This is a genomic window from Bacteroides sp. D20, from assembly GCF_003436255.1.
GTDB classification, from domain to species: Bacteria; Bacteroidota; Bacteroidia; order Bacteroidales; family Bacteroidaceae; genus Bacteroides; species Bacteroides uniformis.
In genome coordinates, this window is the sequence record NZ_QSOO01000022.1 from 1 (window position 1) to 26,420 (window position 26,420).

General features: G+C 49.1%; 21 protein-coding genes. 9 read left to right on the forward strand and 12 right to left on the reverse strand.

The window, feature by feature from the left end; all coding sequences use genetic code 11:
* Window positions 1–208: 208 nt before the first annotated feature.
* On the reverse strand, window positions 209–649 hold the full coding sequence (locus DXD78_RS18435) for a DUF6078 family protein (protein WP_009037613.1): 441 nt from the start codon (window positions 647–649) through the stop codon (window positions 209–211).
* A 246-nt stretch (window positions 650–895) separates the two neighbouring features.
* Here DXD78_RS18435 and DXD78_RS18445 point away from each other — a divergent pair, with 246 nt between their 5' ends.
* The 3 genes from DXD78_RS18445 (at window position 896) to DXD78_RS18455 (ending at window position 3,658) form a co-directional block, all read left to right on the forward strand.
* Entirely contained in the window at window positions 896–1,804 is a 909-nt protein-coding gene (locus DXD78_RS18445) for a DUF6268 family outer membrane beta-barrel protein (protein ID WP_008662515.1), read from the forward strand.
* A gap of 65 nt (window positions 1,805–1,869) precedes the next feature.
* On the forward strand, window positions 1,870–2,628 hold the full coding sequence (locus tag DXD78_RS18450; protein WP_005834358.1) for a LytTR family DNA-binding domain-containing protein: 759 nt from the start codon (window positions 1,870–1,872) through the stop codon (window positions 2,626–2,628).
* Between the two features lie 10 nt (window positions 2,629–2,638).
* On the forward strand, window positions 2,639–3,658 hold the full coding sequence (locus tag DXD78_RS18455; protein ID WP_009037615.1) for a sensor histidine kinase: 1,020 nt from the start codon (window positions 2,639–2,641) through the stop codon (window positions 3,656–3,658).
* Here the strand turns inward: DXD78_RS18455 and DXD78_RS18460 are convergent.
* Entirely contained in the window at window positions 3,645–4,577 is a 933-nt protein-coding gene (locus DXD78_RS18460; RefSeq protein WP_009037616.1) for an acyltransferase, read from the reverse strand. The genes DXD78_RS18455 and DXD78_RS18460 overlap by 14 nt on opposite strands.
* A 168-nt stretch (window positions 4,578–4,745) precedes the next feature.
* Between DXD78_RS18460 and DXD78_RS18465 the strand changes: the two genes are divergently transcribed.
* Window positions 4,746–6,806: an acetate--CoA ligase family protein gene (locus DXD78_RS18465; RefSeq protein ID WP_005834364.1), complete on the forward strand. Its 2,061-nt coding sequence runs from the start codon at window positions 4,746–4,748 to the stop codon at window positions 6,804–6,806.
* A 66-nt stretch (window positions 6,807–6,872) separates the two neighbouring features.
* Here DXD78_RS18465 and DXD78_RS18470 read toward each other — a convergent pair whose 3' ends face one another.
* The 4 genes from DXD78_RS18470 to xerD all read right to left on the reverse strand — a co-directional run bounded on the left by DXD78_RS18470 (window position 6,873) and on the right by xerD (window position 12,418).
* Window positions 6,873–8,411: a YifB family Mg chelatase-like AAA ATPase gene (locus tag DXD78_RS18470; RefSeq protein WP_005834366.1), complete on the reverse strand. Its 1,539-nt coding sequence runs from the start codon at window positions 8,409–8,411 to the stop codon at window positions 6,873–6,875.
* 37 nt (window positions 8,412–8,448) lie between these two features.
* Window positions 8,449–9,522 (reverse strand): TlpA disulfide reductase family protein, encoded by a 1,074-nt coding sequence (locus tag DXD78_RS18475; RefSeq protein WP_005830772.1) that lies wholly within the window; start codon window positions 9,520–9,522, stop codon window positions 8,449–8,451.
* A gap of 111 nt (window positions 9,523–9,633) precedes the next feature.
* The gene (locus DXD78_RS18480; RefSeq protein ID WP_005830769.1) at window positions 9,634–11,328 is read right to left on the reverse strand and encodes a tetratricopeptide repeat protein; all 1,695 of its coding nucleotides are present in this window, start codon (window positions 11,326–11,328) and stop codon (window positions 9,634–9,636) included.
* A 136-nt stretch (window positions 11,329–11,464) separates the two neighbouring features.
* Complete coding sequence (xerD, locus tag DXD78_RS18485; RefSeq protein WP_009037617.1) at window positions 11,465–12,418, reverse strand: site-specific tyrosine recombinase XerD; 954 nt, start codon at window positions 12,416–12,418, stop codon at window positions 11,465–11,467.
* A gap of 118 nt (window positions 12,419–12,536) precedes the next feature.
* On the opposite strand from xerD, the gene aroQ reads away from it, so the two are divergent.
* The 3 genes from aroQ (at window position 12,537) to DXD78_RS18500 (ending at window position 15,182) form a co-directional block, all read left to right on the forward strand.
* Window positions 12,537–12,956, forward strand: coding sequence for a type II 3-dehydroquinate dehydratase (gene aroQ / locus DXD78_RS18490; RefSeq protein WP_005834372.1), 420 nt, complete (start codon window positions 12,537–12,539; stop codon window positions 12,954–12,956).
* Window positions 12,957–12,976: 20 nt separating this feature from the next.
* The gene (gene pyk / locus DXD78_RS18495; protein WP_009037618.1) at window positions 12,977–14,434 is read left to right on the forward strand and encodes a pyruvate kinase; all 1,458 of its coding nucleotides are present in this window, start codon (window positions 12,977–12,979) and stop codon (window positions 14,432–14,434) included.
* Window positions 14,435–14,552: 118 nt separating this feature from the next.
* Window positions 14,553–15,182: an O-methyltransferase gene (locus DXD78_RS18500; protein ID WP_009037619.1), complete on the forward strand. Its 630-nt coding sequence runs from the start codon at window positions 14,553–14,555 to the stop codon at window positions 15,180–15,182.
* Window positions 15,183–15,190: 8 nt separating this feature from the next.
* Here DXD78_RS18500 and DXD78_RS18505 read toward each other — a convergent pair whose 3' ends face one another.
* From DXD78_RS18505 to DXD78_RS18515, 3 genes are all read right to left on the reverse strand, one after another.
* The gene (locus DXD78_RS18505) at window positions 15,191–16,426 is read right to left on the reverse strand and encodes an FtsX-like permease family protein (RefSeq protein WP_005830763.1); all 1,236 of its coding nucleotides are present in this window, start codon (window positions 16,424–16,426) and stop codon (window positions 15,191–15,193) included.
* Window positions 16,426–16,758, reverse strand: a complete 333-nt coding sequence (rbfA, locus tag DXD78_RS18510) for a 30S ribosome-binding factor RbfA (protein ID WP_005834378.1) — start codon at window positions 16,756–16,758, stop codon at window positions 16,426–16,428. Before rbfA ends, DXD78_RS18505 begins: the two co-directional genes overlap by 1 nt.
* 714 nt (window positions 16,759–17,472) lie before the next feature.
* On the reverse strand, window positions 17,473–19,983 hold the full coding sequence (locus DXD78_RS18515; protein ID WP_009037620.1) for a YfhO family protein: 2,511 nt from the start codon (window positions 19,981–19,983) through the stop codon (window positions 17,473–17,475).
* A gap of 244 nt (window positions 19,984–20,227) precedes the next feature.
* On the opposite strand from DXD78_RS18515, the gene DXD78_RS18520 reads away from it, so the two are divergent.
* Both DXD78_RS18520 and DXD78_RS18525 read left to right on the forward strand, forming a co-directional pair.
* The gene (locus tag DXD78_RS18520; RefSeq protein ID WP_005830756.1) at window positions 20,228–20,932 is read left to right on the forward strand and encodes a 5'-methylthioadenosine/adenosylhomocysteine nucleosidase; all 705 of its coding nucleotides are present in this window, start codon (window positions 20,228–20,230) and stop codon (window positions 20,930–20,932) included.
* 24 nt (window positions 20,933–20,956) lie between these two features.
* Window positions 20,957–21,448 carry an S-ribosylhomocysteine lyase gene (locus tag DXD78_RS18525; RefSeq protein WP_009037621.1) on the forward strand — a complete coding sequence of 164 codons (492 nt, stop codon included), beginning with the start codon at window positions 20,957–20,959 and terminating at the stop codon, window positions 21,446–21,448.
* Between the two features lie 99 nt (window positions 21,449–21,547).
* Here the strand turns inward: DXD78_RS18525 and DXD78_RS18530 are convergent, their stop codons facing one another.
* From DXD78_RS18530 to DXD78_RS18540, 3 genes are all read right to left on the reverse strand, one after another.
* A complete protein-coding gene (locus tag DXD78_RS18530) occupies window positions 21,548–23,194 on the reverse strand; it encodes an AMP-binding protein (protein ID WP_009037622.1) in 1,647 nt (548 codons plus the stop codon).
* An 87-nt stretch (window positions 23,195–23,281) separates the two neighbouring features.
* Window positions 23,282–23,857: a helix-turn-helix domain-containing protein gene (locus tag DXD78_RS18535; RefSeq protein ID WP_005830747.1), complete on the reverse strand. Its 576-nt coding sequence runs from the start codon at window positions 23,855–23,857 to the stop codon at window positions 23,282–23,284.
* Between the two features lie 177 nt (window positions 23,858–24,034).
* A complete protein-coding gene (locus DXD78_RS18540; RefSeq protein ID WP_005830745.1) occupies window positions 24,035–26,359 on the reverse strand; it encodes an outer membrane beta-barrel family protein in 2,325 nt (774 codons plus the stop codon).
* Window positions 26,360–26,420: the final 61 nt, after the last annotated feature.

Below are 26,420 nucleotides of genomic sequence, written 5' to 3' on the forward strand. Positions count from 1 at the left end.
ACTGATATCGGTTATAAAAAGAAAAAGCGTCTAGCTAAATCAGGAAAAGACATACCTTCTAATGTAAAGCCGTTTACCATAGGGTGTAACGGCCGTTACTCCATATTGTAACGGTCGTTACACCATAGTGTAAAGCCTTTTACCTCGTAGTGTAAATGAAGTTACCGTTTGGGGTAACCGGAGTTATCATGTGAGGTGACCGGAGCTGTCATGTGAAGTCGTACTCTTCTACATAAGCGTCGAAGTACTCCGTCCGTTGGAGTCCTAAGTTACGGGCAATTGCAATGACTTGTTGCTGCTCGGTTGGTGAGAGCAAAGTTTCCCCTTTCCGCTTCTGATAATATCTTCGGATACCCCATAAGCCGATGAGCCGGTAGCGGAACGTGCCGGACTGGCCGACAGAGATGGCTTCTGCCGTATGGATAAAGCCTTTGGCATAGCGCACTTTCTTATTCGAGCAATAATACTTGCATTTTCCCGCTGTGGACTCTATTGCTTTCGGATTCAGTACATATAGGAAGATGTTGTTTGAGGGTGCATACGTATATGCAATCCGGCGCAGGCAGGTGTCAGTATAAGGGCATGTGTCAGTAGCGCATAAGCCGAAGTTATGGGGAACTTTGGAATAATCGAAAGTTTCTTCTTTCATCATTTTTTTGTTTAAAGTTCCGCAAAGGTACAATTAGTTTGGAGATTGATGGGTGCTTCACCTGATATTTGTTTTATCCCGAAAATATTATGTATTTTACGTAACGTGAAATGCGTAACGTAAAACATGGAATCATTCCGCCTTCCGGTTTCCGCATTTCGTCTTCCCCATTCCGCACCCCGTCCGTAAATGCTTCCCGCTTACTTGCCGCAGGACTATATTTGCAGAAAACATTTGCATATTCCCATGAAGACAAACTCTGTGATTCTATTGGTGTTGTGGCTTGCGGCGTGGCCGTTCTGCTGCCGGGGGCAAGGCTATATCAGTTACGACTATCTGCCCGAAAGTTCGTTGAAGGATGACCTCGGCAACGAGTATGGTTCGGGCAGCCTGATGATGGTATCGGGAAGGTATAACCTGCCGCTTTCCGTCAGGCATGACGACAAGGGCAGGCTGGTGGCGTGGTCGGCAACCGTCAATGCTGCCTATGGCGTATTCCATAATAAGGGGCAGGCGCGGGAGTTGAATCCGGACAATCTGCTGAATGCCAGTCTGAATATCTCCCACATCCGTCCCCTGTCCGACAAGTGGAGTATCATAGCCTCTGTGGGCAGCGGTGTCTATGCCCCGTTGGACGGGGTTTCCATGAAGACCCTACTGGCTAATGGAGCAATCATCTTTGTCTATAAACTGCGGAAGAACCTCAACTTGGGCATCGGTGCGGGGTTGACGAACTCTTACGGTATCCCGATGATACTGCCCATGATGTACTTCAGTTGGAGGAATGCCGGCAGGTATGAGCTGAAAGTGGATATGTCCAGCGGCATGAAAGTGTCCGTCGCCACCTGGCTGAACAAGAAGCTGAAGCTGGAACTGACCGCCCTCGATATGGACGGCATGTCTGCCGTGATGGAAGTCGACGGGAAATCGAAAATCTATTCTACCGTCATGCTGAGGTCATACATCAGTCCTTCGTACCGGTTGAGTAGGAAGACGGCTGTTTATCTGGGAGTGGGCGGTAACTGGATACGCGGAATAAGTATGTCGGACCGTAGTTTGAAAGGTTTTCTCAATAACTTCAAGAACGATGAGGACGAGCCTTGCTTCAGACCGACTCTGCGCCTGACGGTGGGATTCAGGTATACGCTGAAATGACAAATGCCATTTTAGTAGAGACAAGAGGTAAAATAGTATCTTTGTCGCAATAACAGACACGTTTTATGGTAAAGTATTTATTAGTAGAAGATGAGCGCTTCGCCTACGAAGAGCTGAAGCGTATGATGCAACGGCTGCGCCCTTCCTGGCAGTTGGCGGGCTGGGCAGAGAGCGTGGAGCAGGCTGTACTGCTCTTGCGTCAGGGCAGCCTGGACTTGATGATTGTAGATATCCGCTTGTCCGACGGGTTGAGCTTTGAGATATTCGAGCAGTGTCCCGTCGATTTGCCCGTTATCTTCACCACCGCCTACGACGAATATGCCATCAAGGCTTTCAAGGTAAACAGTATCGACTATCTGTTGAAACCCATTGAAGAAAGCGACCTAGAAGCAGCCTTGTGCAAGTTCGAGCGCAACAGTGCCCTCCGTTCTGCGGCTCCCGAATATCGGCAACTGGAACTCGGCTACTTGGCAGCCAACAAGAAGAACCGTTTTCTGGTGCAGGTAGGCGATACCTTCCGCTACGTAGAAACTCCGGATGTCGCTTTCTTTTATAGTGAGGACAAGCTGACTTATCTGCACCTCTTCTCCGGGAAACGGTATATCATCAGCTACTCGCTGGACCAGTTGGAGGGAATGCTGGATAGGGATGTTTTCTTTAGGGTTTCAAGGAGCTGCATATCCAACATTAGGTCCATCCGGAAGAGTTCCAGGTACTTCGGCAGTCGCTTGAAGCTTTACTTCGAGCCGGAGTGCCCGCACGAGGTATTGGTGAGCCGCAGTCGCGTGGCCGATTTCTTGAAATGGGTGGACGGAGTGGTATGAGTTATAAGTTATGAGGCATAAGAGATACATATTCCTTTTTATACTGACGGTTTCCGTCTCGTTGCTTGTCATAGGGTGCGTTTATAACGTCATCAGCGGTAAGCCGTGGTATGCGAATATCATGGTGCAGTTCTTTCTGAATCTTCCTTTGTGCATAGGGCTGGGGTTCATCGACTTTGGGGTTATCAACTTGATATATAAAAGACTGAAACAGCGCAACAATGCGGTGAGGATTCTGGTGGATATCGTGTTGACCACTGCACTGGCTGTTCTGTTGACGTACATCTTGAACTTCCTGCTGATGGGCGGGCATGGAAATTTCTGGCATATCCTGAGAAACTCCCTGCCGGTAGTGCCGTGGAACTGGATTATCGTTCTGCAGATAGAGATATTCTTCTATAGCCTGCAACGTTCGGAGATGGAGAAGCAGATGGCTGTCATCGAGAAGGAGAAGGCGCTGTATCAGTTCGAGGTGCTGAAAAACCAGATTAATCCCCATTTCTTATTCAATAGTCTGAATGTCCTTGCCTCCCTTGCTTATCAGGATACCGAAAAGACGAACCGGTTTGCCAAGAAGCTGTCTACGGTGTACCGTTATCTGCTCACTACGCATGGCAGAGCTACGGTGACCGTGCAGGAAGAACTGTCGTTCGTAGAGTCGTATTTATACCTGGAGCATATCCGCTTTGGCGATGCGCTGCATGTGGAGATAGAAGATGATTTGCGGAATCATCATTGTCTCGTCATTCCTGCCAGCATACAGATGCTTGTGGAGAATGCCTTGAAGCATAATATCAGTACAAAGAAGTCGCCGCTGATAGTCCATATATCCATAGGAAACGAAGGGATTACGGTGCGCAACAATCTTCAGTTGCGTAATTATGTGACCAGTAACGGAGCGGGATTGAAGAACCTGCAACGGCAGTATGCCCTATACGGCACGCTGGTGGAGATTCTTAAGGACGAAAAGGAGTTTGTGGTGAAACTTCCCTTTGTGGGCGGAGACGTGAACCGCCTCAACACAATATAGTACTCTTCCCGAAGAAGAATCTGGAAACGTGTATCTTGTCCATAGCCCACGCCATACCCATGCAGCCGCTAAGAGTGAAGGCGGTGGCAGTGACAAGGAACAGCATCCCCGTAGGGTCGAAGGCGAACACGGGCAGAAACGCCTTGGACAGAATGGTGAAAATGGGTGAGAAAAGGAGTATGACCAGCGTATTGCGCCCTATAAAGAAGGCAAGCCGTTTGGCTTGTGCCGGCAGATAGCCGTAGGCTGCCAACAGCAGGCTGATGGAAAGCCAGGTGATGGCGACTCCTGCCAGAGTACCCCTATCCAGATTGGCGGGAAAACAGCATAGTATTACGAATGGAACAATGGCGAAGGTTGTGGCGCGAAAGACTTGTGTAAAACGAAGCCCGCTTTGGCTCACTGTCATGCCGATAAGGAAATAGAGGGCATTGGAGAAGTTCATCAATCCTCCCCAATGGGAAAGGGCAAACAGGCAGACACCGGTCACAACCAGCCGGGAGACAACCGACAGCCTTACATAGCGGAATGTGATATAATAGATGAGGCTGCACAGAATCAGTGTATGCAGATACCAGTAAGGCCCCATCGGATGGAGGAATACCTTGTCGAGCAATACGGTAGGAGTAATGGCATCTACACTTTCGCGTACGGGCAGGAAATGCGACATCACCGTATAGGCCGCCTCCATGCAGGCATACGGAATGAAAATCCATAGAAACTTGCGGAGAAAGCTTCGGGCATCCTTCCGGTTATTGGCCAGATAGCCCGAAATAATCAGGAAAGCGGACATGTGGAACGTATAGACGATTTGTTTCGCATACGGATACTTGTCGCCTATATATACAAGGTGGAAGATAATCATCAAGGTGATGAAGATGCATTTCAGATAATCTATCTCTTTGACACGGCTTTCCATATAGGGTAGTTTTCTGCGTATTGTTATTGATGGCACAAATATATATACTTCCGTAAACTTATTTATATTTTGCAAAGGGATTAAGCTTATTTTCTCTTTTACCGATTGCTTTTATGTATGGAAAATGTATATTTGTGCATGAATCATTAACTTAATGTAAAACAGACTATGATAACAAGCCAATTACTTCACCCGGCCAGTATTGTGGTAGTGGGGGCATCCAACAATGTACACAAACCCGGAGGGGCTATCCTGAAAAATCTGCTTAGCGGCGGATATACCGGTGAGCTTCGTGCCGTGAATCCGAAAGAGACTGAAGTGCAGGGTGTTGCTGCCTTTGCGGATGTGAAGGACATTCCCGATACGGACCTTGCCATCCTTGCCATACCTGCCGCGCTTTGTCCCGATGCGGTGGAGATGCTTGCTGCGGAGAAGCAGGTGAAGGCGTTCATTATCCTTTCTGCCGGTTTTGGTGAGGAGACCCATGAGGGTGCTGTGCTGGAAGATCGCATACTGGAAACGGTGAACCGGTATGGAGCCTCTCTGATAGGCCCCAACTGTATCGGTTTTATGAACTCGTGGCATCACAGTGTATTCAGCCAGCCCATCCCGCAACTGCATCCGCAAGGGGTGGACCTGATTTCCAGCTCCGGTGCCACAGCGGTGTTCATATTGGAGAGCGCCGTAACCAAGGGATTGCAATTCAACTCTGTATGGTCTGTGGGCAATGCCAAGCAAATCGGCGTGGAGGATGTGTTGCAATACATGGACGAACACTTCAATCCGGAAGCAGATTCCAGAATAAAACTTCTTTATATAGAGAGTATCGGTGACCCCGACCGTCTGCTGTTTCATGCATCCTCGCTCATCAAGAAGGGCTGTAAGATTGCGGCCATCAAGGCGGGCAGTAGCGAAAGCGGCAGCCGGGCGGCGAGTTCGCATACGGGGGCCATTGCCAGTAGCGATTCGGCGGTAGAGGCCTTGTTCCGTAAGGCGGGTATTGTGCGTTGCTATTCGCGCGAGGAGCTGACGACCGTAGGTTGTATCTTCACACTGCCGGAACTGAAAGGGAAAAACTTCGCCATCATTACCCATGCCGGCGGTCCGGGAGTGATGCTGACCGATGCATTGAGTAAGGGTGGACTGAATGTTCCGAAACTGGAAGGACCGGTGGCGGAGGAACTTAAGGGTAAGCTTTTCCCCGGTGCGGCTGTGGGGAATCCCATTGATATTCTGGCTACGGGTACGCCGGAACATCTGCGCCTCTGTCTGGAGTATTGTGAGGAGAAGTTTGACAATATTGATGCTGTAATGGCTATTTTCGGCACTCCGGGGCTGGTGACCATGTTTGAAATGTATGATGTGCTGCACGAGAAGATGCTGCATTGCAAGAAGCCGATTTTTCCGATTCTTCCTTCCATCAATACGGCAGGAGCCGAGGTTGCTGCTTTTCTGGCAAAAGGCCATGTGAACTTTGCCGATGAAGTGACTTTGGGTACGGCACTTTCGCGGATAATGAATGCCCCGCGGCCTGCCAATAATGAAATCGAGCTCTTTGGAGTGGATGTTCCCCGTATCCGCCGGATTATAGATTCCATTCCTGCGGACGGTTATATCGCCCCGCACTATGTGCAGGCATTGCTCCGCTCTGCAGGTATTCCTATTGTGGAGGAGTTTGTTTCGGACAACAAGGAAGAAGTGCTTGCCTTTGCGCGTCGCACGGGGTTCCCGGTGGTGGCAAAGGTGGTGGGGCCGGTGCATAAGTCGGATGTGGGCGGTGTTGTGCTCAATATCAAGAGTGAACAGCATTTGGCATTGGAATTCGACCGTATGATGCAGATTCCCGAAGCTAGTGCTATCATGGTGCAGCCGATGCTGAAGGGTACGGAATTGTTTATCGGTGCCAAATATGAAGAGAAGTTCGGACATGTGGTACTCTGCGGTCTGGGCGGTATTTTTGTGGAGGTGCTGAAGGATATATCTTCTGGTCTTGCACCGTTGTCCTACGAGGAGGCTTACTCCATGATTCACTCGTTGCGTGCCTATAAGATTATCAAAGGTACGCGTGGGCAGAAGGGAGTGAATGAAGATAAATTTGCCGAAATTATTGTACGGCTTTCCACCTTGCTGCGCTTTGCAACGGAAATCAAGGAGATGGATATCAATCCATTGTTGGCGACTGAAAAGCAGGTGATAGCGGTGGATGCGCGCATTCGGATAGAAAAATAAGGGTTAGAGATTAGGGATTAGGGATTAAAGGGGCTGACTGTTAATCGCTCACCGCTAATCCCTTTTTCATCCTGCCCAGCCCTCCCTATCCAGATTTCTATATCCGATAGCTTCCGCCAAGTGTGCCGGCTGTATCAATTCGCAGCCTTCCAGGTCGGCGATGGTGCGTGATACTTTCAATATACGGTCGTAGGCGCGGGCCGAAAGGTTTAGGCGGTTCATGGCAGTTTTGAGCATGGCAAGTCCTTTGTCATCCGGACGGGCGTGGCGAGCAAGCAGTTTACTGTTCATCTGGGCATTACAATATATGCCGGGAATGTCTGCATACCTTGCTTCTTGAATTTGTCGGGCACGTATCACACGCTCGCGTATGGTGGCGCTCGATTCGCCGGGGCGAGAATCTGCCATCTCTTCAAAGGGGAGTGGGGTGACTTCAATTTGCAGGTCGATACGGTCGAGCAAAGGTCCGGATATGCGGTTCAGGTACTTTTGTACTTGTCCGGGACTGCATACACAAGCCTTGGTGGGATGCGTGTAATACCCGCATGGACACGGATTCATAGAGGCTACCAGCATAAAACTTGCCGGGTACTCTACATTGCATCGGATGCGTGACACGGTAATCTTCCTATCTTCCAGCGGTTGGCGAAGAACCTCCAATACGTTGCGGCTGTACTCTGGCAGTTCATCAAGATATAAAATGCCGTTATGTGCCAGACTGATTTCACCGGGTTGGGGGAAACTTCCTCCACCGGTCATTGCTACCGTAGAAATGGTGTGGTGAGGGTCGCGGAACGGGCGTTTCGAGATGAGCCCACCGTCTTTGCCCAACTTTCCGGCAACAGAATGAATCTTGGTCGTTTCCAGACTCTCTCCCAAAGAGAGGGGAGGAAGTATAGATGGCAGACGCTTGGCAAGCATGGACTTACCGCTGCCCGGCGAACCGATGAGAAGTATGTTGTGGCTGCCCGAAGCAGCTACCTCCAAGGCTCGTTTCACATTTTCCTGTCCTTTTACTTCTGCAAAGTCGAAATCAAAGTTGCTCTGCTGGGAATAGAATTCCTCGCGGGTGTTGACTAACGTAGGGGTTAATTCCTGCGTGCCATTAAAGAATTCTATAACTTCCTTGATGTTTCCCGCTCCGTACACTTTCAGATTGTTTACTACTGCCGCTTCGTGGGCATTCTGTTGCGGTACAATCATACCCTCAAACCCCAGTTCTCTGGCCTTGATGGCAATGGGGAGTGCTCCTTTGATAGGTTGCAGGCTGCCGTCAAGGCTTAGTTCACCCATCAGCAGATAGCGTTCCAGCTTATCGGACTGGATAACTTCGCTGGCGGCAAGTATGCCGATGGCTAAAGGTAAATCGTAAGCTGCACCTTCCTTGCGGATGTCAGCCGGAGCCATGTTGATGACAATATTGCTGGTCGGCATCCGGTAGCCGTTGACCTGCAAAGCAGATATGATACGTTGATGGCTTTCTTTGACCGCAGAGTCCGGCAAACCGACTAAATAGAACATACAGCCTCTGGAACTGTTGACTTCAATGGTGATGAGGGTTGCGTCAATACCTTGAACAGCCGCTCCAAAAACTTTTATGAGCACGTTTTTAGTGATTAGGGGTTAGTGATGGCAGGATAGGCTACCGTCGGTTTTGTTTTTTGAGTTTCTTTTCACTCTCTTTCTTCTCTTTTTCCTTTTGCTCTATCTCCTCCAGTTTCTTTTTGATGTCTTCCTCACTCATATTCTTCCCTTCAATTTTTCCGGAAGGGCTAAGGAACAGATTGGCAGGCAATGCTTGTATGGCGAGCTGTTTGATGGGCGCTGTGTTCCATCCGGAGAAATCACAACTCTGTTCCCACTTCAGGGTATCTCTTTTGATTGCTTCTTCCCATTCCTTTCTGTCGATATCCAAGGAAATGCCCCAGAGTGCGAATAGCTTGTTCTTTTCTTCTTTCTTGTAAATCCGGCGCAGGGCAGCGTTGGCTTCCATGCTTTGCGGGTCCCAAGATGCCCAAAAATGTATCAACAGATATTTGTCCTTAAAGCTAGTACGGCTGATTTGTGTGCCTTTGGCATTGGGCAGGTTGACGTAAGGGATGGTTTTCCCAACGGATACCTTCTCTTCTTCTTGGATAAGGTCAAGCAGTTCGTCCACATACGGACGGTCTTTCAAGCCTCCGGTCATGTGTTCTGTCATTTCTTTGATTAAGGAGAAGTCCGGTTGCGGTTTTTGCACGAAATATTTCTCCAGCAGATAGATACTTACCAGCGAAGAAGGATGGCTGTTGATGAAGGCTTCTGCTTTTTCTTCCAATGCTTTCTCCGAGGGAGTACTCAAACCTTTCAACTCTTTCTGAAAAGCTGTCAGTTCTTCATTGGGGGCATTCCCCGTGATTTCCAGTGAAGTAAGCTCGGCGGCGGAGCCTTTTATCTTTATTTTGTCTCCTTTGTTCAGGTAAAGCGGATATTCTGTGCCGTCACTGAATTGCAGCCATGTAGAGACAAGCGTGTCGGTGGTGAGGGTTGCAGAGAACTTGTCATCCTTGACAAGCAGAGTGTCCATACGGTTATAGAACTTGTCCGTACCATATATATAAAGGGTATCATTCCCCAGCCCTTTGATTTCACCATTTAGGTAGACTGAATTTGTATTTTTGCTGCCGCAGGCAGACAATATAATAAGCAGAAGGTATGCAAGATAGATTTTCTTCATTCCGGTTCTTTTTCTGATACTTCGTCGCGAAAATACTTCTTTTTGGTGTGAATAAAAAGAAATGCCCGACATATTTCTATGCCGGGCACGTTCTTTTCAATCTAACCTTTATTATTTGATGATATTCATAAAGTCAGTGTTAGTGAAGTATTTGGCGAATTCCAGGTCAGAAGCAGCCTTCTTTGCCAAAGCCGGTTCTTTTGCAATGGCATTCTTCAGACTGCTGGTTACCATAGATGTATTGTTGGTTCTTGCGCCAAGTACAGCCATCAGGTAGTCAGTATAAGCGTCTGGTCTTTCGATAGCAGCCAGTGTGTTCTTAGCCTTGTTGTAGTCCTTAGCCAGGATTTGTGCCAAAGCAGCGCTGTTAGTCTTAGTGTCGCCAAATGAGCTGACAGCCTTGTCGTACTGTCCTTGAGCAACATACAGATTACCCAATGCCTCGTTCAGTTCCTTAGAACCGGAAGCCTTGCTCAGATAGCTTTCTGCTGCTGTTCTGTCGCCCTTGGTCAAGGCAATCAGACCGAGATTCATGTTTGCTTCAGGAGCATCCTTGATGGAGAGAGCTTTCTTGAAGTAGCTTTCAGCCTTGTTAAGATCACCAGCCTGATAAGCCAGTTTACCTAAGTTGTTGTAAGCACGGAAATCGTTCGGGTAGATTTGAGTAGCTTTTGTGAAGATGGCTTCTTGCTTGGCAGCATCTTTAGTCAAGGTGGTGGCATACAGTAATTCTTCGATGTTCAGCTGCTTGGCATCGCTGTCGGCGAGGTTTGCGATTTCTTCGTCAGACTTACCGATGATTTCGTAGTTCAAAGTCAGGCGTGAACGACGCAGTTGCGGCAGGATTTCGTCAGCCAAAGTCTTATAAACAGAAGAGATGTTCTTGATTTCTTGTTCTCTTTGTTCAGGATCCTGATACATGGAAAGAACGCGAAGAATCAATTCTTTATCTTGGATGTTTGATTTGGATACCAGTTCCTGGAAGCCTTCCCAGTCCTGAGCCGTATACTTGGTGTCTACTGCTGCATTGATTTTTGCTTTCTTCAAATCTCTGTTGATGATTTTAGCCGTGTTGTCCTGGCGGTTCTCAGCCAGTGTAGTATTCAAGCCTACACCACCATCGGGAGAAGCGTATGCGGAGATTTCGATGTTGCTGATTTTCTTGTTTTCAGCTTCGTCTATGTTTTTCACTTCTTTGCCGAATTCTTTGGCAGTCTTCAATTCGCTGGCGCGTACGTTGGCTTGTTGAATCAAGAACATGATGTTGGCGTCATGCTTTTCTTTGATGATACGTTGGAAAGCGTCGTCACCATTGGCGGGGTTAGCGCTGCCCAATGTTTGTTCCAGCATCTCAGAAGTGGAGATTACACCATCAGCTACTTTTACAGCAGGGATAGTGACAGTCTTTTTGCCTACTGTAGCCTTGAATTCCAGATACAGTTCGGATTTGGCCATTTCCGGTACATAGTCGAAAGATGTCTTCATAGTGTAGCTGCCGCCCATCTTGTAAGAGATAGTCTGGTCGTTACCTTCTACTTTTTCGCCCTGGAACACAGCCGATTGGCCTTTAGCTTCGCCGCCATTCCATTTCAGCACAGGGGTCACTTCTACCACAGCCTTCTTGTTGAAGTACTTTTCGGGGAATTTTCCGTTGATTGTAGCGGGAACTTTACCACCTACAGCCTCTAGAACTTGAGGAGTTACGGTGAAATAATCTGATGACAATTCACCCATCTTTTTGCTGCACGATGTCATTAATGCAACAATCATTGCCATTAAAAACGGCAGATACAATTTCTTAGTCATTTTAGGTATAAATTAATTGTTTGTAATTGAAATTTGTCTATTCCATGTTAGTGTGCTGTTTAGGCATGGACATAACAACGCAAAGATATTAAATCCTATTACAGTTTGTTAACTCGTGCAGCAATTTTATCATAATTTAATGAATTTCTCGCTCTTTGCGGTACTTTATATTGCGGGGATGATGTTCTATGATTTCACTGCGCAATCTGTGCCGGTCAATATGTGTGTAAATTTCTGTTGTAGCGATAGATTCGTGGCCCAGCATACTTTGTATGGCGCGCAGGTTGGCTCCTCCTTCAAGCAGGTGGGTGGCAAAGGAATGGCGGAAGGTGTGCGGACTGATGTTTTTGGTGATGCCGGCCTTCTCTGCCAGTTCCTTAATGAGATGGAATACCATGATGCGCGAGATATTTTTGCCCCAGCGTGCCAGGAATACATAGTCTTCGAAGTCCTTCTTGATTTTCCAGCCTCCATTGCGGTCCACGAACCAGTTCCTTATCTCCTTGATGGCACGGGACGATATGGGTACAAGGCGCTGTTTGCTGCCCTTACCTTCTACCTTGATGAAGCCTTCGTCGAAATACAAGTCGGAGATTTTCAGATTGCACAGTTCCGATACCCGTAGACCGCAACTGTATAGAGTCTCGAGGATGGCCCGGTTGCGTTGCCCCTCATTTGTGCCCAGGTCAATGGCGGAGATGATGCGGTCTATCTCTTCCACCGTCAGTACTTCTGGAAGCTTGAATCCGATTTTGGGACCCTCCAACAGTTCGCTGGGGTCTCCCTCCAGGTAGTCGGCTATGACGAGGAAATGGAAAAATGACTTGATGCCCGACAAGATGCGTGCCTGCGAGCGGGGATGGATGCCGATGTCGTGCAGTCCGGAGGCAAAATGCTGCAAGTCATCCAGGGTAGTGTCAAGGATAGCGATACCCTCTCCTTCCAGAAAGTGCAGCAGCTTCTGTAAGTCTGTTTGGTAAGCATCCACTGTATTGGGTGAGAGTGCTTTTTCCAGTTTCAGATACTGGTGGTACTTTCTGATTATCAGCGTTTGTTTCTCCTTATTCGTGGATTTTTCTTCTGATTTCATTTCTTTTTTCTACCTTTGCTTCGCGAAAATAGGCTGCATTTCAGCAAATTGCAAATAAATTTGCATCTGCTTTCGGTTTGCACTATCTTTGCACCGCAAAGGTATAAAAAATTGTGTTATGAGGATACAGATTATTAACGGCCCCAATATAAATCTCTTGGGCAAACGTGAACCTTCCATTTACGGTAGCGTTACTTTTGAAGACTACCTTGCCGAACTCCGTAAGAAATATGCGGATGTACAGATTGACTATTTCCAGTCCAACATTGAGGGAGAGCTGATAGACAAGATTCAGCAGGTAGGTTTTGATGTGGACGGCATCATTTTGAATGCGGGTGCTTACACCCACACGTCCATCGCTCTGCAAGATGCTATCCGTTCGGTCACTTCTCCGGTGATTGAGGTGCATATCTCTAATGTACATGCCCGCGAGGCTTTTCGTCATGTGTCCATGATTTCCTGCGCTTGTAAAGGTGTCATTCTCGGTTTCGGGCTGAACTCCTACCGTCTGGCCATGGAGGCATTAAAAGATTATTAAATAAAATAGGTATATAGATTATGTTATTGAAGCAAACGAAGATTGTCGCAACGATTTCTGACCAGCGCTGTGATGTTGATTTTATAAAGCAGTTGTTCGATGCAGGTATGAATGTTGTACGTATGAATACTGCACATCTTGGCCGTGAAGGTGCCGAGAAGTTGATTAACAATGTGCGTTCGGTTTCCAACCGCATCGCTATCCTGATGGATACGAAAGGACCGGAGGTCCGCACGACGGTTCTGGCTGAGCCCATTCCTTTCAAGGCGGGCGACCGCGTGAAGGTGGTAGGCAACCCGGAGCAGGAGACTACCCGTGAATGTATCTCGGTATCCTATCCCCATTTCGTCAAAGACTTGAATGTGGACGGCCATATCCTTATTGATGACGGTGACTTGGAGTTGGTTGTTGTAGAGAAGACCCCCGACTACCTGCTCTGCGAAGTACAGAATGAGGCTACTCTGGGCAGCCGCAAGAGCGTCAACGTTCCCGGCGTCCGCATCAATCTGCCTTCTCTGACTGAGAAGGACCGCACCAATATCCTTTATGCTATTGAGAAGAACATAGACTTCATTGCCCACTCCTTTGTGCGCAATAAGCAGGATATACTCGACATCAAGGCGATTCTTGACGCTCATAACAGCGATATCCGTATTGTTGCTAAGATTGAGAACCAGGAAGGCGTTGATAATATCGATGAAATCCTGGAAGTAGCCGACGGTGTGATGATAGCTCGCGGTGACCTCGGTATTGAAGTTCCGCAGGAACGTATTCCGGGCATCCAGCGTGTGCTCATCCGCAAGTGTATTCTTGCCAAGAAGCCGGTGATTGTTGCCACACAGATGCTTCATACCATGATTTCCAATCCGCGTCCCACCCGTGCGGAGGTAACGGACATTGCCAATGCCATCTATTATCGTACGGATGCCTTGATGTTGAGCGGTGAAACCGCCTATGGAAAGTATCCGGTAGAAGCGGTGAAGACGATGACCAAGATTGCCGCCCAAGCGGAGAAAGACAAGCTGTCTGACAACGATATCCGTATTCCGCTGGACGAGAACAGCAACGACGTGACTGCGTTCCTGGCCAAACAAGCGGTAAAGGCTACCACCAAACTGAAAATCCGTGCAATCATCACCGACAGTTACAGCGGCCGTACTGCCCGTAACCTTGCCGCTTTCCGTGGCAAATATCCGGTGTTGGCCATCTGCTACAAGGAAAAGACCATGCGGCACCTTGCCCTTTCCTACGGTGTGGAAGCTATCTATATGCCCGAACTTGCCAACGGGCAGGAGTATTACTTTGCAGCCTTGCGCCGCTTGTTGAAGGAAGGCCGTTTATGTCCTACGGACATGGTGGGCTACCTGAGTAGCGGTAAAGCCGGTACGCGCACTTCTTTCCTCGAAATCAACGTGGTGGAAGATGCCCTGAAACATGCTGAAGATAGTGTGTTGCCCAACAGTAACAGATATTTGTAGGATAAGGGATTAAGGATAAGGGGTTAGGGATTAGCGGTTAATGATTAATTAATAATTGTGCGCAGAACTAACCCCTAACCCCTAATCCCTTATCCCTAACCTATAATCCATTAACAAAGTGACGATTGACGAATACATTTTGCAGCACATTGATGATGAGGGCGATTATCTGAAAGCGCTCTATCGCGACACGCATGTCAAGTTGCTATATCCCCGCATGGCTTCCGGACATTTGCAGGGGCGTATGCTCAAGATGTTTGTCCGGATGATTCGTCCCCGGCAGGTGCTGGAGATAGGGACTTATAGCGGGTATTCCGCACTTTGCATAGCAGAAGGACTGCCGGAGGGCGGGATGCTGCATACGTTTGAAATCAACGACGAGCAGGAGGACTTCACCCGTCCGTGGCTGGAGAATTCCGATTACGCGGATAAAATCAGGTTCTACATTGGCGATGCCTTGGAGCGGGTACCGCAACTGGACCTCACTTTCGACCTTGCCTTTATTGACGGAGATAAGCGTAAATACATAGAGTATTATGAAATGGTGCTCGCCCGCCTTTCCGACGGTGGATATATCATTGCCGACAATACCTTGTGGGATGGCCATGTGCTGGAAGAACAACCCCATCGCACAGACCTGCAAACAATCAGTATCAAAGCCTTCAATGATTTGGTGGCGCGGGATGCGCGTGTGGAGAAAGTCATTCTTCCCCTGCGTGACGGATTGACGATTATCCGTAAGAAGTAACTGTTTTTTTATCTTTTTCTCAGCAGCCGCTTGCTGAGGTATCTCACCGGATACCATACGGACAAGAAGCCTACAGTGATGACCGTTAAGAATACCAGAATAATATCCGTGGCATGTACACTTACCGGATAAGCGTCCACTACAAAACTTCCATTGCCTCCCCCCAATGAAATCAACCCGAAACGTTGCTGCAGAAAGCACAGCAACAATCCTAAAACGATGCCGGAGAGGGCGCCGAATACAGAAATCATCCTGCCTTCGAACAAGAAGATGCGCGCTATGAGCCGGTCATCGGCACCCAGGTTGCGCAGTGTCTCCACGTCCTCCCGTTTGTCCAGTATCAGCATGGACAGCGAACCGATGACATTGAAGCATGCGATACCCAGAATGAAGGTGAGGAAGAGATAAGAGATGAGTTTCTCTATTTCCATGATGCGGAAAACATCGGCCTGCTGCTCGTAGCGGTTCTGTACAATGAACCGGTCGCCGAGAATGCCTGCTATTTTCTTTTGTACGGAGCCGATGTTGGAACCGGGTTTCAGTTTCATCTCGATGGCAGAGACTTCCGTGTCATAATTGAACAGACGGCGGGCAAAGTCGAGTGACGTCAGTATGTAGCGTGAATCGTATTTTTGCTGGTTGACGGCAAAGATGGCGCCGGGCGAGAAGAGATACTCCCGGTTGAAAGCCGCAGTGGGGTTGGCTATGTTTACCCGTACGTTCCGTTTGGGGGCATAGACCTGCAACGGGTCCACGAACTGAATGCCGGTGCCCAACTCGGATATAAGTTCCACACCCAGAAAACCATAGTCCACCACCGAGTCGCTCAGTAGGAACTTTCCCGTCCCATAGAGCAAGCTGTCGATGGATGTAAGCTGTTCGAAATTGTCCTCCACTCCCTTGATGACGGCCATTGCCTGGCGGTCCTTGTACTGCACCATGGCATTCTCTTCCAGTGTTTCCGTCCACACGTCAATCTCGGACAGGGCGTGTACTTGCCGGATGCACGCTTCGTGCGGGTCGAAAACCTTACCTTCGCGGACGGTGATTTTCAGTTCCGGGTCGAAAGCTGTGAAAAAGCCTGCCACCATGTCCTGAAAACCGTTGAACACGGACAAGGTGCATACCAACGCCAACGTAGCCAATGCCACTCCACACACCGAAATACCGGAGATGATATTAATGGCATTGTGTTTCTTCTTGGAGAAGAGGTAGCGGCGGGCTATAAAGAAGGGAAGGGACATTATTTCAACAGTTCATCAATTCGTTCCAGATAGTCCAGTGAGTCGTCTACGAAGAACTTCAGTTCGGGGATAATGCGTAGTTGGTGGCGTACGCGGGTACCCAGTTCAAAGCGTATGGATTTCATGTTTCCGTTGATGTTCTTGACTATTTCTTCGCTTTTCTCCGAGGGGAATATACTGAGATAAGCGCGTGCCACGCTCATGTCGGGGCTGATGCGTACGGCACTGACGGAAATCAGTATGCCGGGCATGGACTTGGTTTGCAACAAGAAGATATCACTCAGTTCCTTCTGCAGGAGACGGGCTATTTTATTTTGTCTGGTAGTTTCCATACTGTTCATTTTTTTATGCTGGGGTGCAGCCTGTTTTCACGTTAGCAAAGTTACTGAAATATATCGTTCTGCCGACTGTTTATAGCTTTTTTTTCATTCTTTTCCCTATTGTAGGGTTCATTCTTTTCCGTTCTGTCGATGAGATATGCCTTTTCGTAGATTCTATTTGTTGTTCTTGTTATGCTTCCCTAACTTTGATGTCGGTTCGGAGAACTGCTGATGATGAGTGAAGAAGGAAGAGAACCATTCCGTTATAGAAGAGACTCTCTCTAAATAGCGTTTTTTCATGTATTATTGACTTGAACCGTTTTTACCCGGGAGGGTAGAAACGGTTTTTTTGCGCATCTGACCGGGCTTTCTTGTCTCTTGCATAGGCTTCCGTTGTGTGTTACATAGGCTTCCGTTGTGTGTTACATAGGCTTCTGTTGTGTTTTGCACGGTGGTTTGTCTTGAGAGCCTTTGGGTTTATCATGTGCGCACCGCTGTGGTACGCCTTTTCCACAGTCGTGAAGAAGACGTGCCACAGCTGTGAAGAATATGCTTCACAGCCGTGGTTTTTCATCAATATATAGGGGTTGACAGAACAGACATAAGGGAATGACAGAACAAACATGAGGGGATAACGGAACGGACATAAGCACTCGACGCATTCCGTATCAGGGTATGAATAGCGGAATGCGTCGGGTGCTTATGGGGGAATGATATGATATTTTTTTATGCCTTTACATACTTCCTTTTGGCTATCAGCACTGCCACGATGATACCTATCACCAGCAGTGCCAGTGCTCCGTAGGCGATGCCTTCCGTCACGTGTAGGCTGGTGGGGTCAAAGCGCATTTCGATGGTGTGCTGTCCGGCAGGAACATACATTGTGCGCAGGATATAGTCGGCGCGTGCCAGTTCGACAGGCTGTCCGTCGATGGTTACGTGCCAGCCGTCCGGATAATAGATTTCGGAGAATACGGCAATACCGTCTTGGGCATTGTTCGTTTCGTACGTCAGGCGGTTAGGTGTGTAACTTGTCAGGCGGATGCTGGAGAGGCTGTCTTTATAACTTTCCGTGGCACCTTTCAGCACATCCTTGAAGCGGGCATCCACTACGGCTGTCTCCGTAGGTATGATGCTGTCCAGGGCGTCAATCTCTTCGTTGGCGTTGTTCACATACTGCACCTTGTTTACAAACCATGCATTGCCGTAGGCGTGCGGGTTGAGGATGGGAACGGTTTGTCTTTGCTGTCCTGCAGGGAAGATGAAGTATTTGGTGTTTAGCATGTTCAGTACGCGGAACTTATTGGCATCCACGCTGTCCATCTCACCTCCGGCGGTGGCAATGGCCTTGTAGGCCGCCTGCATTTCGGGAGAGATGTGATGCTCTATCATTTCCTGGTAGCGGCGCAGCTTGGCCGGGTGATAACCGCCGACGCTTTTGTGCCAGTAGGAGGTGTTGTTGTCATCGAAGGTGCTGGTGGCAAAGTTCAATACACGATAGTCCAAGCTGGTATCTTGTAGTATCAGCTCGTCTGTATTCGTCTTGGTGAAGGTTTCCGTACGGATGGAGTGGGGCACGAACTGGGCATCATTCAGATAGCGCTTGTTGACCCCCCACATATCTGCCAGGCAGAGTATGATGATACCTGCAATGGTCAGCGAGCTACGCAGCTTGCCGCTTGCATAGAGCCAGAGCAGGCTGCAGCCGATGCCTATGATGATGAAGCTACGCAGGGCGTCGCTGCTGACGAGTTCGGCACGCATCTCTCCCAAGTTGGCAAGGATGCCGGAGAGCTCGTTGGCGGGTATCATCTGCTGGTTGACGGCATTCTGCAGCATCTGTGCCTCTTGGGCGGGCACGTAGCCGGAGCCGATGCTGCCCGGGGCAACGGCAAGCAGCAGGGCGATGCCTGCAGTGAGCAGCAGGCTGATGCCGAGGGGCTTCTTTTCTTGTTTTAAGATTTCCGGCTCTTCGAGCAGGCGTTTCAGGGCAAAGATAGCCAGCAAAGGTATCGTGAACTCTGCTATGACAAGGATGGAAGACACGGCGCGGAACTTGTTGTACAACGGGACGTAATCGATGAAGAAATCCGTCAGCGGCATGAAGTTCTTGCCCCAGGACAAGACGATGGAGAAGAAGGTGGCTCCTATCAATGCCCACTTCAACGGTCCTTTCACGATGAAGCATCCCAGTACGAACAGAAACAAGACAAATGCTCCGACGTAGACGGGACCCGACGTCATGGGCTGGGTACCGAAATATTGTGTCAGTGAGCCGTACAGACTGCTGTACATCGGGTTTGCCTTGCTCATGGCAGTTTCACTCTGGCTGAGGGCGGCAGATGCTCCGCCTTTGAAGTTGGGCACCAGCAGAGTCAGTGTTTCGTCGATGCCGTAGCTCCACTGGGTGATGTAGTCGCGGTCCAGCCCGCTACTGGTCTGCTTGGCAGCGTCGCCGGTCTGCACCAGTTCGCTCTTGCCGCGCATGGTTTCTTTGCTGTAAGCATAGGTGTGATAGAGATTGGATACGTTGGCGGCTATGCCGACGAGGGCTGCTACAATCAGTACGGCACTTGCCTTGAAGAACTGGGGCAATGTCTTGGTACGCCATGCTTTCTCGAAGTAGGCTCCCACAAAGAAAAGGATGACGAAGAAGAAGTAATAAGACATCTGCACGTGGTTCGAGGTGATTTGCAGGGCCACGAATAAGGCGGTGAGGATGCCTCCCCACAGCAGTTTCCCGCGATAGGCGAGCACGATACCCGCTATGGTGGGCGGCACGTAGGCAAGGGTGATGAACTTCCAGATGTGTCCGGCAGATATCAGGATGAAGAAATAGGACGAGAATGCCCACATGATACCGCCCAGTCCGGCCAGCCAGACCGGTATGCCGAAGACGCGCAGCAGGATGTAGAAGCCGAGCATCAGCATGAATGTGAGGCACACATAGTCGGGCAGGAAGAGTTGGTAGGCTTTCTGTACCCACTGCAGTGACTTGGTGGAGTCATACGAAGGGGCTATCTGATACATGGGCATACCGCCGAACAGCGAGTTTGTCCAACGGCTGCGTTCGCCCGTCTGTTCGTAATACTCCTTGACTTCTTGTCCTGCCCCTGCTCCTGCAGCCGTGTCGTGCTGAAAGAGAATACGGTTTTCTATATCCGCCGGGAAGAAGTAGGCGAAGGAAAGGAGGACGAATGCCAAGATGGCAATAAGGTCGGGAAGAAGCTTCTTCATGAGTTATAAGTTATGAGTTATCAATTAATCAATTGTGGGGCAAAGATAGTGCAAACCGAATACAGAACTTTCATGCTTGCATGAAAAAGTTTTGTTGAGGTGCAGCCTGTCTTCGCTTTTGTGGCAAAGATACATAAATGCAGATTGTTATTGTCACGTTATCGGCAGAATGTTGTACCTTTGCCTTTCCAAAAAAAGATTAAAGTGCTTTAACGATAATATGCAAGCTTAAATTATTATAGATATGACAATAGGGATAATCAGTGCAATGGACAGCGAACACCGCCGGTTGGTGGAGCGCTTGCAGGATAAGAATACGTCGGGCGATGGTAGTTTCCGCTATGTGGAAGGTACATTGGGCGGTAACCATGTAATCTTGACGCAATGCGGCATCGGTAAGGTGAGTGCAGCGGTAGGAGCTTCGGAACTGATACGGCGCTTTTCTCCGGACTGCATCGTCAGCACCGGTGTGGCGGGCGGCATTGATGCTTGCCTGAAGGTGACGGATGTAGTGGCAAGCCAACGTCTGGTGTATCACGACGTCTGGTGCGGCGACGGTAACGAGTACGGACAAGTGCAAGGTTTTCCCGCCTCTTACGAGGGATGTTCCTCTCTGTTGAAACATGCCTTGTCGCTGAACGAAGCCGGAATGGAAAGCCGCATCCACAGCGGACTTGTCTGTACCGGCGACCAGTTCATCACCAACCGTACGGAGCTGGATACCATCAAGCAACGTTTCCCCGACGGTCTTGCCGTTGATATGGAGTCTGCCGCCATTGCGCAGACTTGCTATCTGTACAATGTTCCTTTTCTCAGCTTCCGCATCATCAGCGACACACCCGGAGTAGAGGACCATGCTTCGCAGTATGCCGATTTCTGGGGAACCATGGCAGAGCGTTCGTTCCTCACGATATGGACCTTCCTCTCCACCCTTCCCAGCAATTTATAACTCATAACTTATAACTCATAACTCATGAAGAAGATTCCCAGTTTTACAATTGACCACATCCGCTTGTTGCGCGGCATTTACATATCCCGCCAGGATGAAGTGAACGGAGAAACAGTCACTACTTTCGACATCCGTATGAAAGAGCCCAATCGCGAGCCTGCTTTGGGACAAGGTGCTCTGCATACTATCGAACATCTTGCCGCCACCTACCTGCGCAATGACCCGCAGTGGCAGGACAAGATTATCTATTGGGGGCCCATGGGCTGTCTCACCGGCAATTATCTGCTGATGAAAGGCGACTTGAAACCACAGGACATACTGGCACTGATGCAGGATACCTTCCGTTTTGTTGCCGAGTATGAAGGTGAAGTTCCCGGTGCCGCTCCGCAAGATTGCGGCAACTACCTGCTTCACGACCTGCCAATGGCTAAGTGGGAGTCTGCCAAATACTTGCATGAGGTATTGGAACAGATGAAAGAGGAGAATATGAAGTATCCGGAAAAAGAAGAAAAATAAGGGGGGTAGCGATTAGGGATTAAGGATGGGTTTATGCCTATATTAAAGTCTATGCGGCCCCAAATAATCCCTAATCGCTAATCCTCTTATCCTTTATTATCACACAATCTCAATCCCCTGCTCCTTGCAAAGTTGCAATCCCAGGTCTTTCAGCTTGAATTTCTGTATCTTGCCGCTTCCTGTCATGGGGAATTCTTTGATGAAGAAGATATACTTGGGTATCTTGTAGCGGGATATTTTGCCGATGCAGAAGTCTCGTACATCCGATTCGTGCATATCCACTCCTTCGTGCAGGATGATGAAAGCGCCTACGGCTTCACCGTACTTCTTGGACGGGATACCGGCTACTTGCACGTCTTTTACGCCTTCCAGTTGATAGAGGAACTCTTCTATCTCGCGGGGATAGATATTTTCACCACCGCGGATAATCATGTCCTTGATGCGTCCTGTGATGCGGTAATTGCCGTCCTCGTCCTTCACTCCAAGGTCTCCCGAGTGCAGGAAACCGTTCTCGTCAATGACTTCGGCCGTGGCTTCCGGGTTTTTGTAGTAACCCTTCATGGTGTTGTATCCGCGGTTGCACATTTCGCCTTGTACGCCTACGGGACACTCTTCTCCGGTTTCGGGGTCGATAACCTTTACTTCCGTATGTTCAAAGTCGTGTCCTACAGTATTGCAACGCACATCGAACGGGTCATCTATCCGGGTGGCGGTCATTCCGGGAGCGGCTTCGGTCAGCCCGTAAACGCTGGTTACCTTCATGTACATTTTCTCTTCCACCTGCTTCATCAGCTCCACCGGGCAGAGGGAACCTGCCATGATACCCGTACGGAGGCTGGACATGTCGAACATGTCGAACATCGGATGGTTCAGTTCGGCAATGAACATGGTGGGTACGCCGTAAAGTGCCGTGCAGCGCTCCTTGTGGATAGAGGCGAGCACTACCAGCGGGTTGAAGCGTTCCACCATTACTTCTGTACAGCCGTGTGTCAGGCAGTTCATGGTGGCAAGTACCACGCCAAAGCAGTGGAACAATGGTACGCAGACGCAGAGCTTGTCATCGGCGGTAAACTTCATGTGCTCACCGGTAAGGAAACCGTTGTTGGCAATGTTGTAGTGGGTAAGCATGACGCCTTTCGGGAATCCCGTAGTGCCGGAGGTGTATTGCATGTTCACTACATCGTGGCAAGTGACCTGACTTTTGAGCTCATTCAGGCGGCTGTCTTCTATATTGTCGCCCAAGAGAAGTATTTCGGCCGTGTTGTACATGCCCCGGTGCTTCTCCTGCCCCACGTAGATGACGTTTTTCATATAAGGGAAACGTTCGCTTTTCAAGTGTCCGCGTTGGCAAGTCTTCAGTTCCGGAAGCATGGTATAGGTCATCTGCACAAAGTCACTGTCCTTTTCGCCATTGACGATGCAGAGGGTATGCATGTCGGAGTTCTGGCAGAGATATTCCAGCTCGGACTGTTTGTAGTTGGTGTTTACCGTTACGTAGACGGCACCTATCTTGGCGCAAGCGTATAATAGAGTCAGCCAGTCGGGTACATTGGCTGCCCAGATACCTACGTGTGTTCCCCGTTCCACGCCGATGGCGATAAGTCCTTTGGCCATGTCGTCCACCCGGCGGTTGAACTGGCTCCAGGTGAAGCGCAGGTTGCGGTCAGAGTAAACGATATATTCTTTGTCTGGTGTTGTTTCGGCCCAATGTTCCAACCATTGGCCGAGGGTACGTTCGTATAACATGATGTGGAAGTTGAAAGTGGAAAGTTGAAAGGTGAAAATAGAAAGTATTTATCATTTTCCATTTTCACCTTTTAATTTTCCATTAATTTAAATTGGTGTATAAACTACTGCAAGTATCTTGGCTGCCTGCCCTTCATAGGCGTGTACGTGGTGCGGAACGATGGAATCGTAATAGATGCTGTCACCTTCTTCGAGCAGGTAGGTGTTTTTGCCGTAACTGATTTCCATGGTCCCTTCCATCACCATGATGAATTCTTCGCCTTCGTGTGAGGAGAGTACAAAGTCACTGTCGTCCGTAGCGGCCACATCAATGATAAACGGCTCCATATGGCGGTCGGCTTTGGATTTGGAGAGTGAATGATACTCCATATGCTTGCGGCTGTGGATGGCATTGTTGGAGAAACTGATACTGTTCTGCGACTCGTCCTTACGGCAGACCACGGGACCGTTCTCATCCTGGTCGTCAAGAAAAGTTCCCAAACGTACACCCAGCACACGAGCTATCTTGATGAGGGGAGCCAGTGACGGGAGGTCGATGTTGTTTTCTATACGTTCAATCTGTTCGATAGCAAGTCCCGAACGCTGTGCCAGTTCTTCCATACTGATGGATTGGCTTTCACGGAGTGATTTTATTTTTTCTCCTACAATTTTGCTGGTATCCATAATGATAGTATTTTGGGGTCGAAAAGTTATAATTTATAGTTCTTAAACCGCAAAAATAAGAGAAACTTTTACTTGATGCAACATTCTGAGGGAAAATATTGCTGAAATATCTCCGCAGGTCGGCTTATTTGTATAATATTCTTCTGTTCTGTTTCTCTTTCTTCCCCAAAGTTCTGTTTATAGCCGCTTCAAGTCTTGTTCCGATACGTGCTTTCCTTTGTACGCTTTGCCTGCTGCATTGAAACGATAGCTTAGGTTCAGGGAGAAGCTGCGCGAGTCCGGGTTTGCCTTTTTCGTATAGGTCAGCCGGGGACCGAACAGCATGAAGGAGCCATACCGGGAATTCCACAGGTCATTGGCTTGCAGTCCGAGCGTCAGCCTTTTGTTGAAGAATGTTTTGCGGATGCCAGCGTCTATGCCCCAATAGGAACGTTGCAGCATGGCGCCGAAGTTGCCTTCGCTCTGGTAGTCGGCATCAAGGGAGAGAGTCCACTCGTCCGGAAGCTGGAGACTGTTTTGCAGAAAGAGGTAAATGCTGCCGCGGTTCATATTCTTGCTACTGCCTTGATTGGTGACTTTGAAGAACGGTTGGGCGAAGTAAATGCCGAGCTCCGGTTTCCAGATGCCGACGGTGGGTGACAGATGGGCAGAGGCGGTGAGATACTGCATCCGTTTGAAATTTCCGGTAGTGAAGATGACAACATCCGGATTGTCCTCGTATTCTTTGGTCATGAAGGCAATGGCATTGCGGCGGTATTGGTAGTTAAGTCCGAATTGTACCCACTTGTAAAGGGCCGTGAACTGCAGGTCGTGGTTGGTTTCGGGGGTGAGCAGTGGGTTTCCGCCTTCGTAGATGAAACGGTTGTTATAACTCAGTGTGCTACGTAGCTGGAAGAAGCTGGGGCGGTTGCTTTTGGCTGTATAGCTGAGATTGGCTTGGGCTTTGCCGAGAGGAAAGTCTACCGATAGGTTGGGGCACCAGTCATTGTAAGTACGACTTTGACCGGACACGTACTTTTCCTGCTCCCAATAGTCGGAGACGGCATGCTCGAAGCGCAGTCCTGCAAGAAGGCTGATTTTTCCTAATGTCAGTGAGTATTCGGCAAAGACGGCGGACTTGCTTTCGTCGATTCGACTGTCTGTATCGGGAAGTATGTGCTGCCGGTTCAGGAAATTGTCATTTCGCCGGATGAAGGTGTAATCGGCACCGGTCTTCAGTTCACCTTTCCAAAGGGGATGGGTCAGAATCAACTTGGCGGCATAAAGGCGGTTGTCGGCGTGGTTGAAAGAGCTGATGTCGCGATTGCCTTCGGTTTGGCTTTCTTCTTGAGCCTCCTGGTGATTATAACTTTTGCCGTATACCAGGTCGGTGTTGAAGTTTATGTGGAGTTGCTTTATGCTGCCCTGATAGTAGGCATTCAGCTGGTGCCGGTTGGTTTGCTGCAAGTTTTGGGAGGAATGTATGGTGTGATCGGCCAATTCTTCATTTGCCCGGACGGTATATGCCGAATGGTCACTGCTGTGATAATCGGGGGTACGATGAAACTCATAGGAGGCACCGAGGCTGTGTTGGGGGGTGAAGTCGTAACTGGCGCTTGCTTTTCCTCCGGCAAGTAGTCCCTTATTATATAAGTGAACCCGGTTATTTACATCCCATTGTATTTCGGACGGTATCTGGTAGCGAACCTCCTGGTGGCGTTTTCTGTTTTCATAATTGGTGTACAGCATGCCCAGCAGGGACAGTCCTTTCTTCTGATAATTCAGATTGACTTGTCCGTAATGGCTGTTGCGTCTCCGTTGGGTGATTCCTGCACGGAAATTACCGCCAAAACTGTCTCTTTTGTTACGTACGGTGCGTATGCGTACAACGGCTTTAACGGTAGCATCGTACTCTGCACCCGGGTTGGTGATGAGCTCCACTTTTTCAATATCGGCGGCAGAGAGGCGTTGCAGTTCGGAGTTGTCTTGCAGAAGGCGGTTATCTATATAGATGACCGGTGTCCCTTTGCCAAAAACGGTATACCCCTCATCAGAGGAGCGTAGTCCGGGGATATGTTTCAATACGTCGTTGGCATCATTCAAGGATGCGAGCAGGGTTTGCCGTACGCTTGTCTCCAACTTTCCGCCCTTTAGTCGGAAAACGGGGCGGGCGGCGGTGATGACGGTTTCCGCAAGTAGCACGGCATCGGTTTGCAATATCCAGTTGTGGGTACTCCCGGTGGGGCAAGGCTGGCAAAGGGCTTTGTAACCGATGGAAGAAACTTGTAGTAGATAGTTTCCGGGAGTGGGAGGGAGAAGTTCAAAACTACCGTCGCTTCGGCTACACGTTCCTTGTATGAAGGTGGAATCTTCGGAAAGGAGGGCGATGTTGGCAAACTCTATCGGTTGCTTTTCCTCTGTGAGAATTTTACCTCGGATGGAGGGTGTTGCCGGGCTGGTTTGTGCTTTTGTTGTCGTGACGCTCATTAGGAGCAGGGCAAGAATACATATTATCTGTTTCATGTTCCGGTTGTTGTTTGATTTCGGGACACGAAGGTATCCGCTTTCTGCCGGGATGGAAGAA

Excerpts from the sequence above, each read along its gene's own strand:
- DXD78_RS18435 (WP_009037613.1), bottom strand. The coding sequence starts at position 649 with ATGAAAGAAGAAACTTTCGATTATTCCAAAGTTCCCCATAACTTCGGC.
- DXD78_RS18445 (WP_008662515.1), top strand. The coding sequence starts at position 896 with ATGAAGACAAACTCTGTGATTCTATTGGTGTTGTGGCTTGCGGCGTGG.
- DXD78_RS18450 (WP_005834358.1), top strand. The coding sequence starts at position 1,870 with ATGGTAAAGTATTTATTAGTAGAAGATGAGCGCTTCGCCTACGAAGAG.
- DXD78_RS18455 (WP_009037615.1), top strand. The coding sequence starts at position 2,639 with ATGAGGCATAAGAGATACATATTCCTTTTTATACTGACGGTTTCCGTC.
- DXD78_RS18460 (WP_009037616.1), bottom strand. The coding sequence starts at position 4,577 with ATGGAAAGCCGTGTCAAAGAGATAGATTATCTGAAATGCATCTTCATC.
- DXD78_RS18465 (WP_005834364.1), top strand. The coding sequence starts at position 4,746 with ATGATAACAAGCCAATTACTTCACCCGGCCAGTATTGTGGTAGTGGGG.
- DXD78_RS18475 (WP_005830772.1), bottom strand. The coding sequence starts at position 9,522 with ATGAAGAAAATCTATCTTGCATACCTTCTGCTTATTATATTGTCTGCC.
- DXD78_RS18480 (WP_005830769.1), bottom strand. The coding sequence starts at position 11,328 with ATGACTAAGAAATTGTATCTGCCGTTTTTAATGGCAATGATTGTTGCA.
- xerD (WP_009037617.1), bottom strand. The coding sequence starts at position 12,418 with ATGAAATCAGAAGAAAAATCCACGAATAAGGAGAAACAAACGCTGATA.
- aroQ (WP_005834372.1), top strand. The coding sequence starts at position 12,537 with ATGAGGATACAGATTATTAACGGCCCCAATATAAATCTCTTGGGCAAA.
- pyk (WP_009037618.1), top strand. The coding sequence starts at position 12,977 with ATGTTATTGAAGCAAACGAAGATTGTCGCAACGATTTCTGACCAGCGC.
- DXD78_RS18505 (WP_005830763.1), bottom strand. The coding sequence starts at position 16,426 with ATGTCCCTTCCCTTCTTTATAGCCCGCCGCTACCTCTTCTCCAAGAAG.
- rbfA (WP_005834378.1), bottom strand. The coding sequence starts at position 16,758 with ATGGAAACTACCAGACAAAATAAAATAGCCCGTCTCCTGCAGAAGGAA.
- DXD78_RS18515 (WP_009037620.1), bottom strand. The coding sequence starts at position 19,983 with ATGAAGAAGCTTCTTCCCGACCTTATTGCCATCTTGGCATTCGTCCTC.
- DXD78_RS18520 (WP_005830756.1), top strand. The coding sequence starts at position 20,228 with ATGACAATAGGGATAATCAGTGCAATGGACAGCGAACACCGCCGGTTG.
- DXD78_RS18525 (WP_009037621.1), top strand. The coding sequence starts at position 20,957 with ATGAAGAAGATTCCCAGTTTTACAATTGACCACATCCGCTTGTTGCGC.
- DXD78_RS18530 (WP_009037622.1), bottom strand. The coding sequence starts at position 23,194 with ATGTTATACGAACGTACCCTCGGCCAATGGTTGGAACATTGGGCCGAA.
- DXD78_RS18535 (WP_005830747.1), bottom strand. The coding sequence starts at position 23,857 with ATGGATACCAGCAAAATTGTAGGAGAAAAAATAAAATCACTCCGTGAA.
- DXD78_RS18540 (WP_005830745.1), bottom strand. The coding sequence starts at position 26,359 with ATGAAACAGATAATATGTATTCTTGCCCTGCTCCTAATGAGCGTCACG.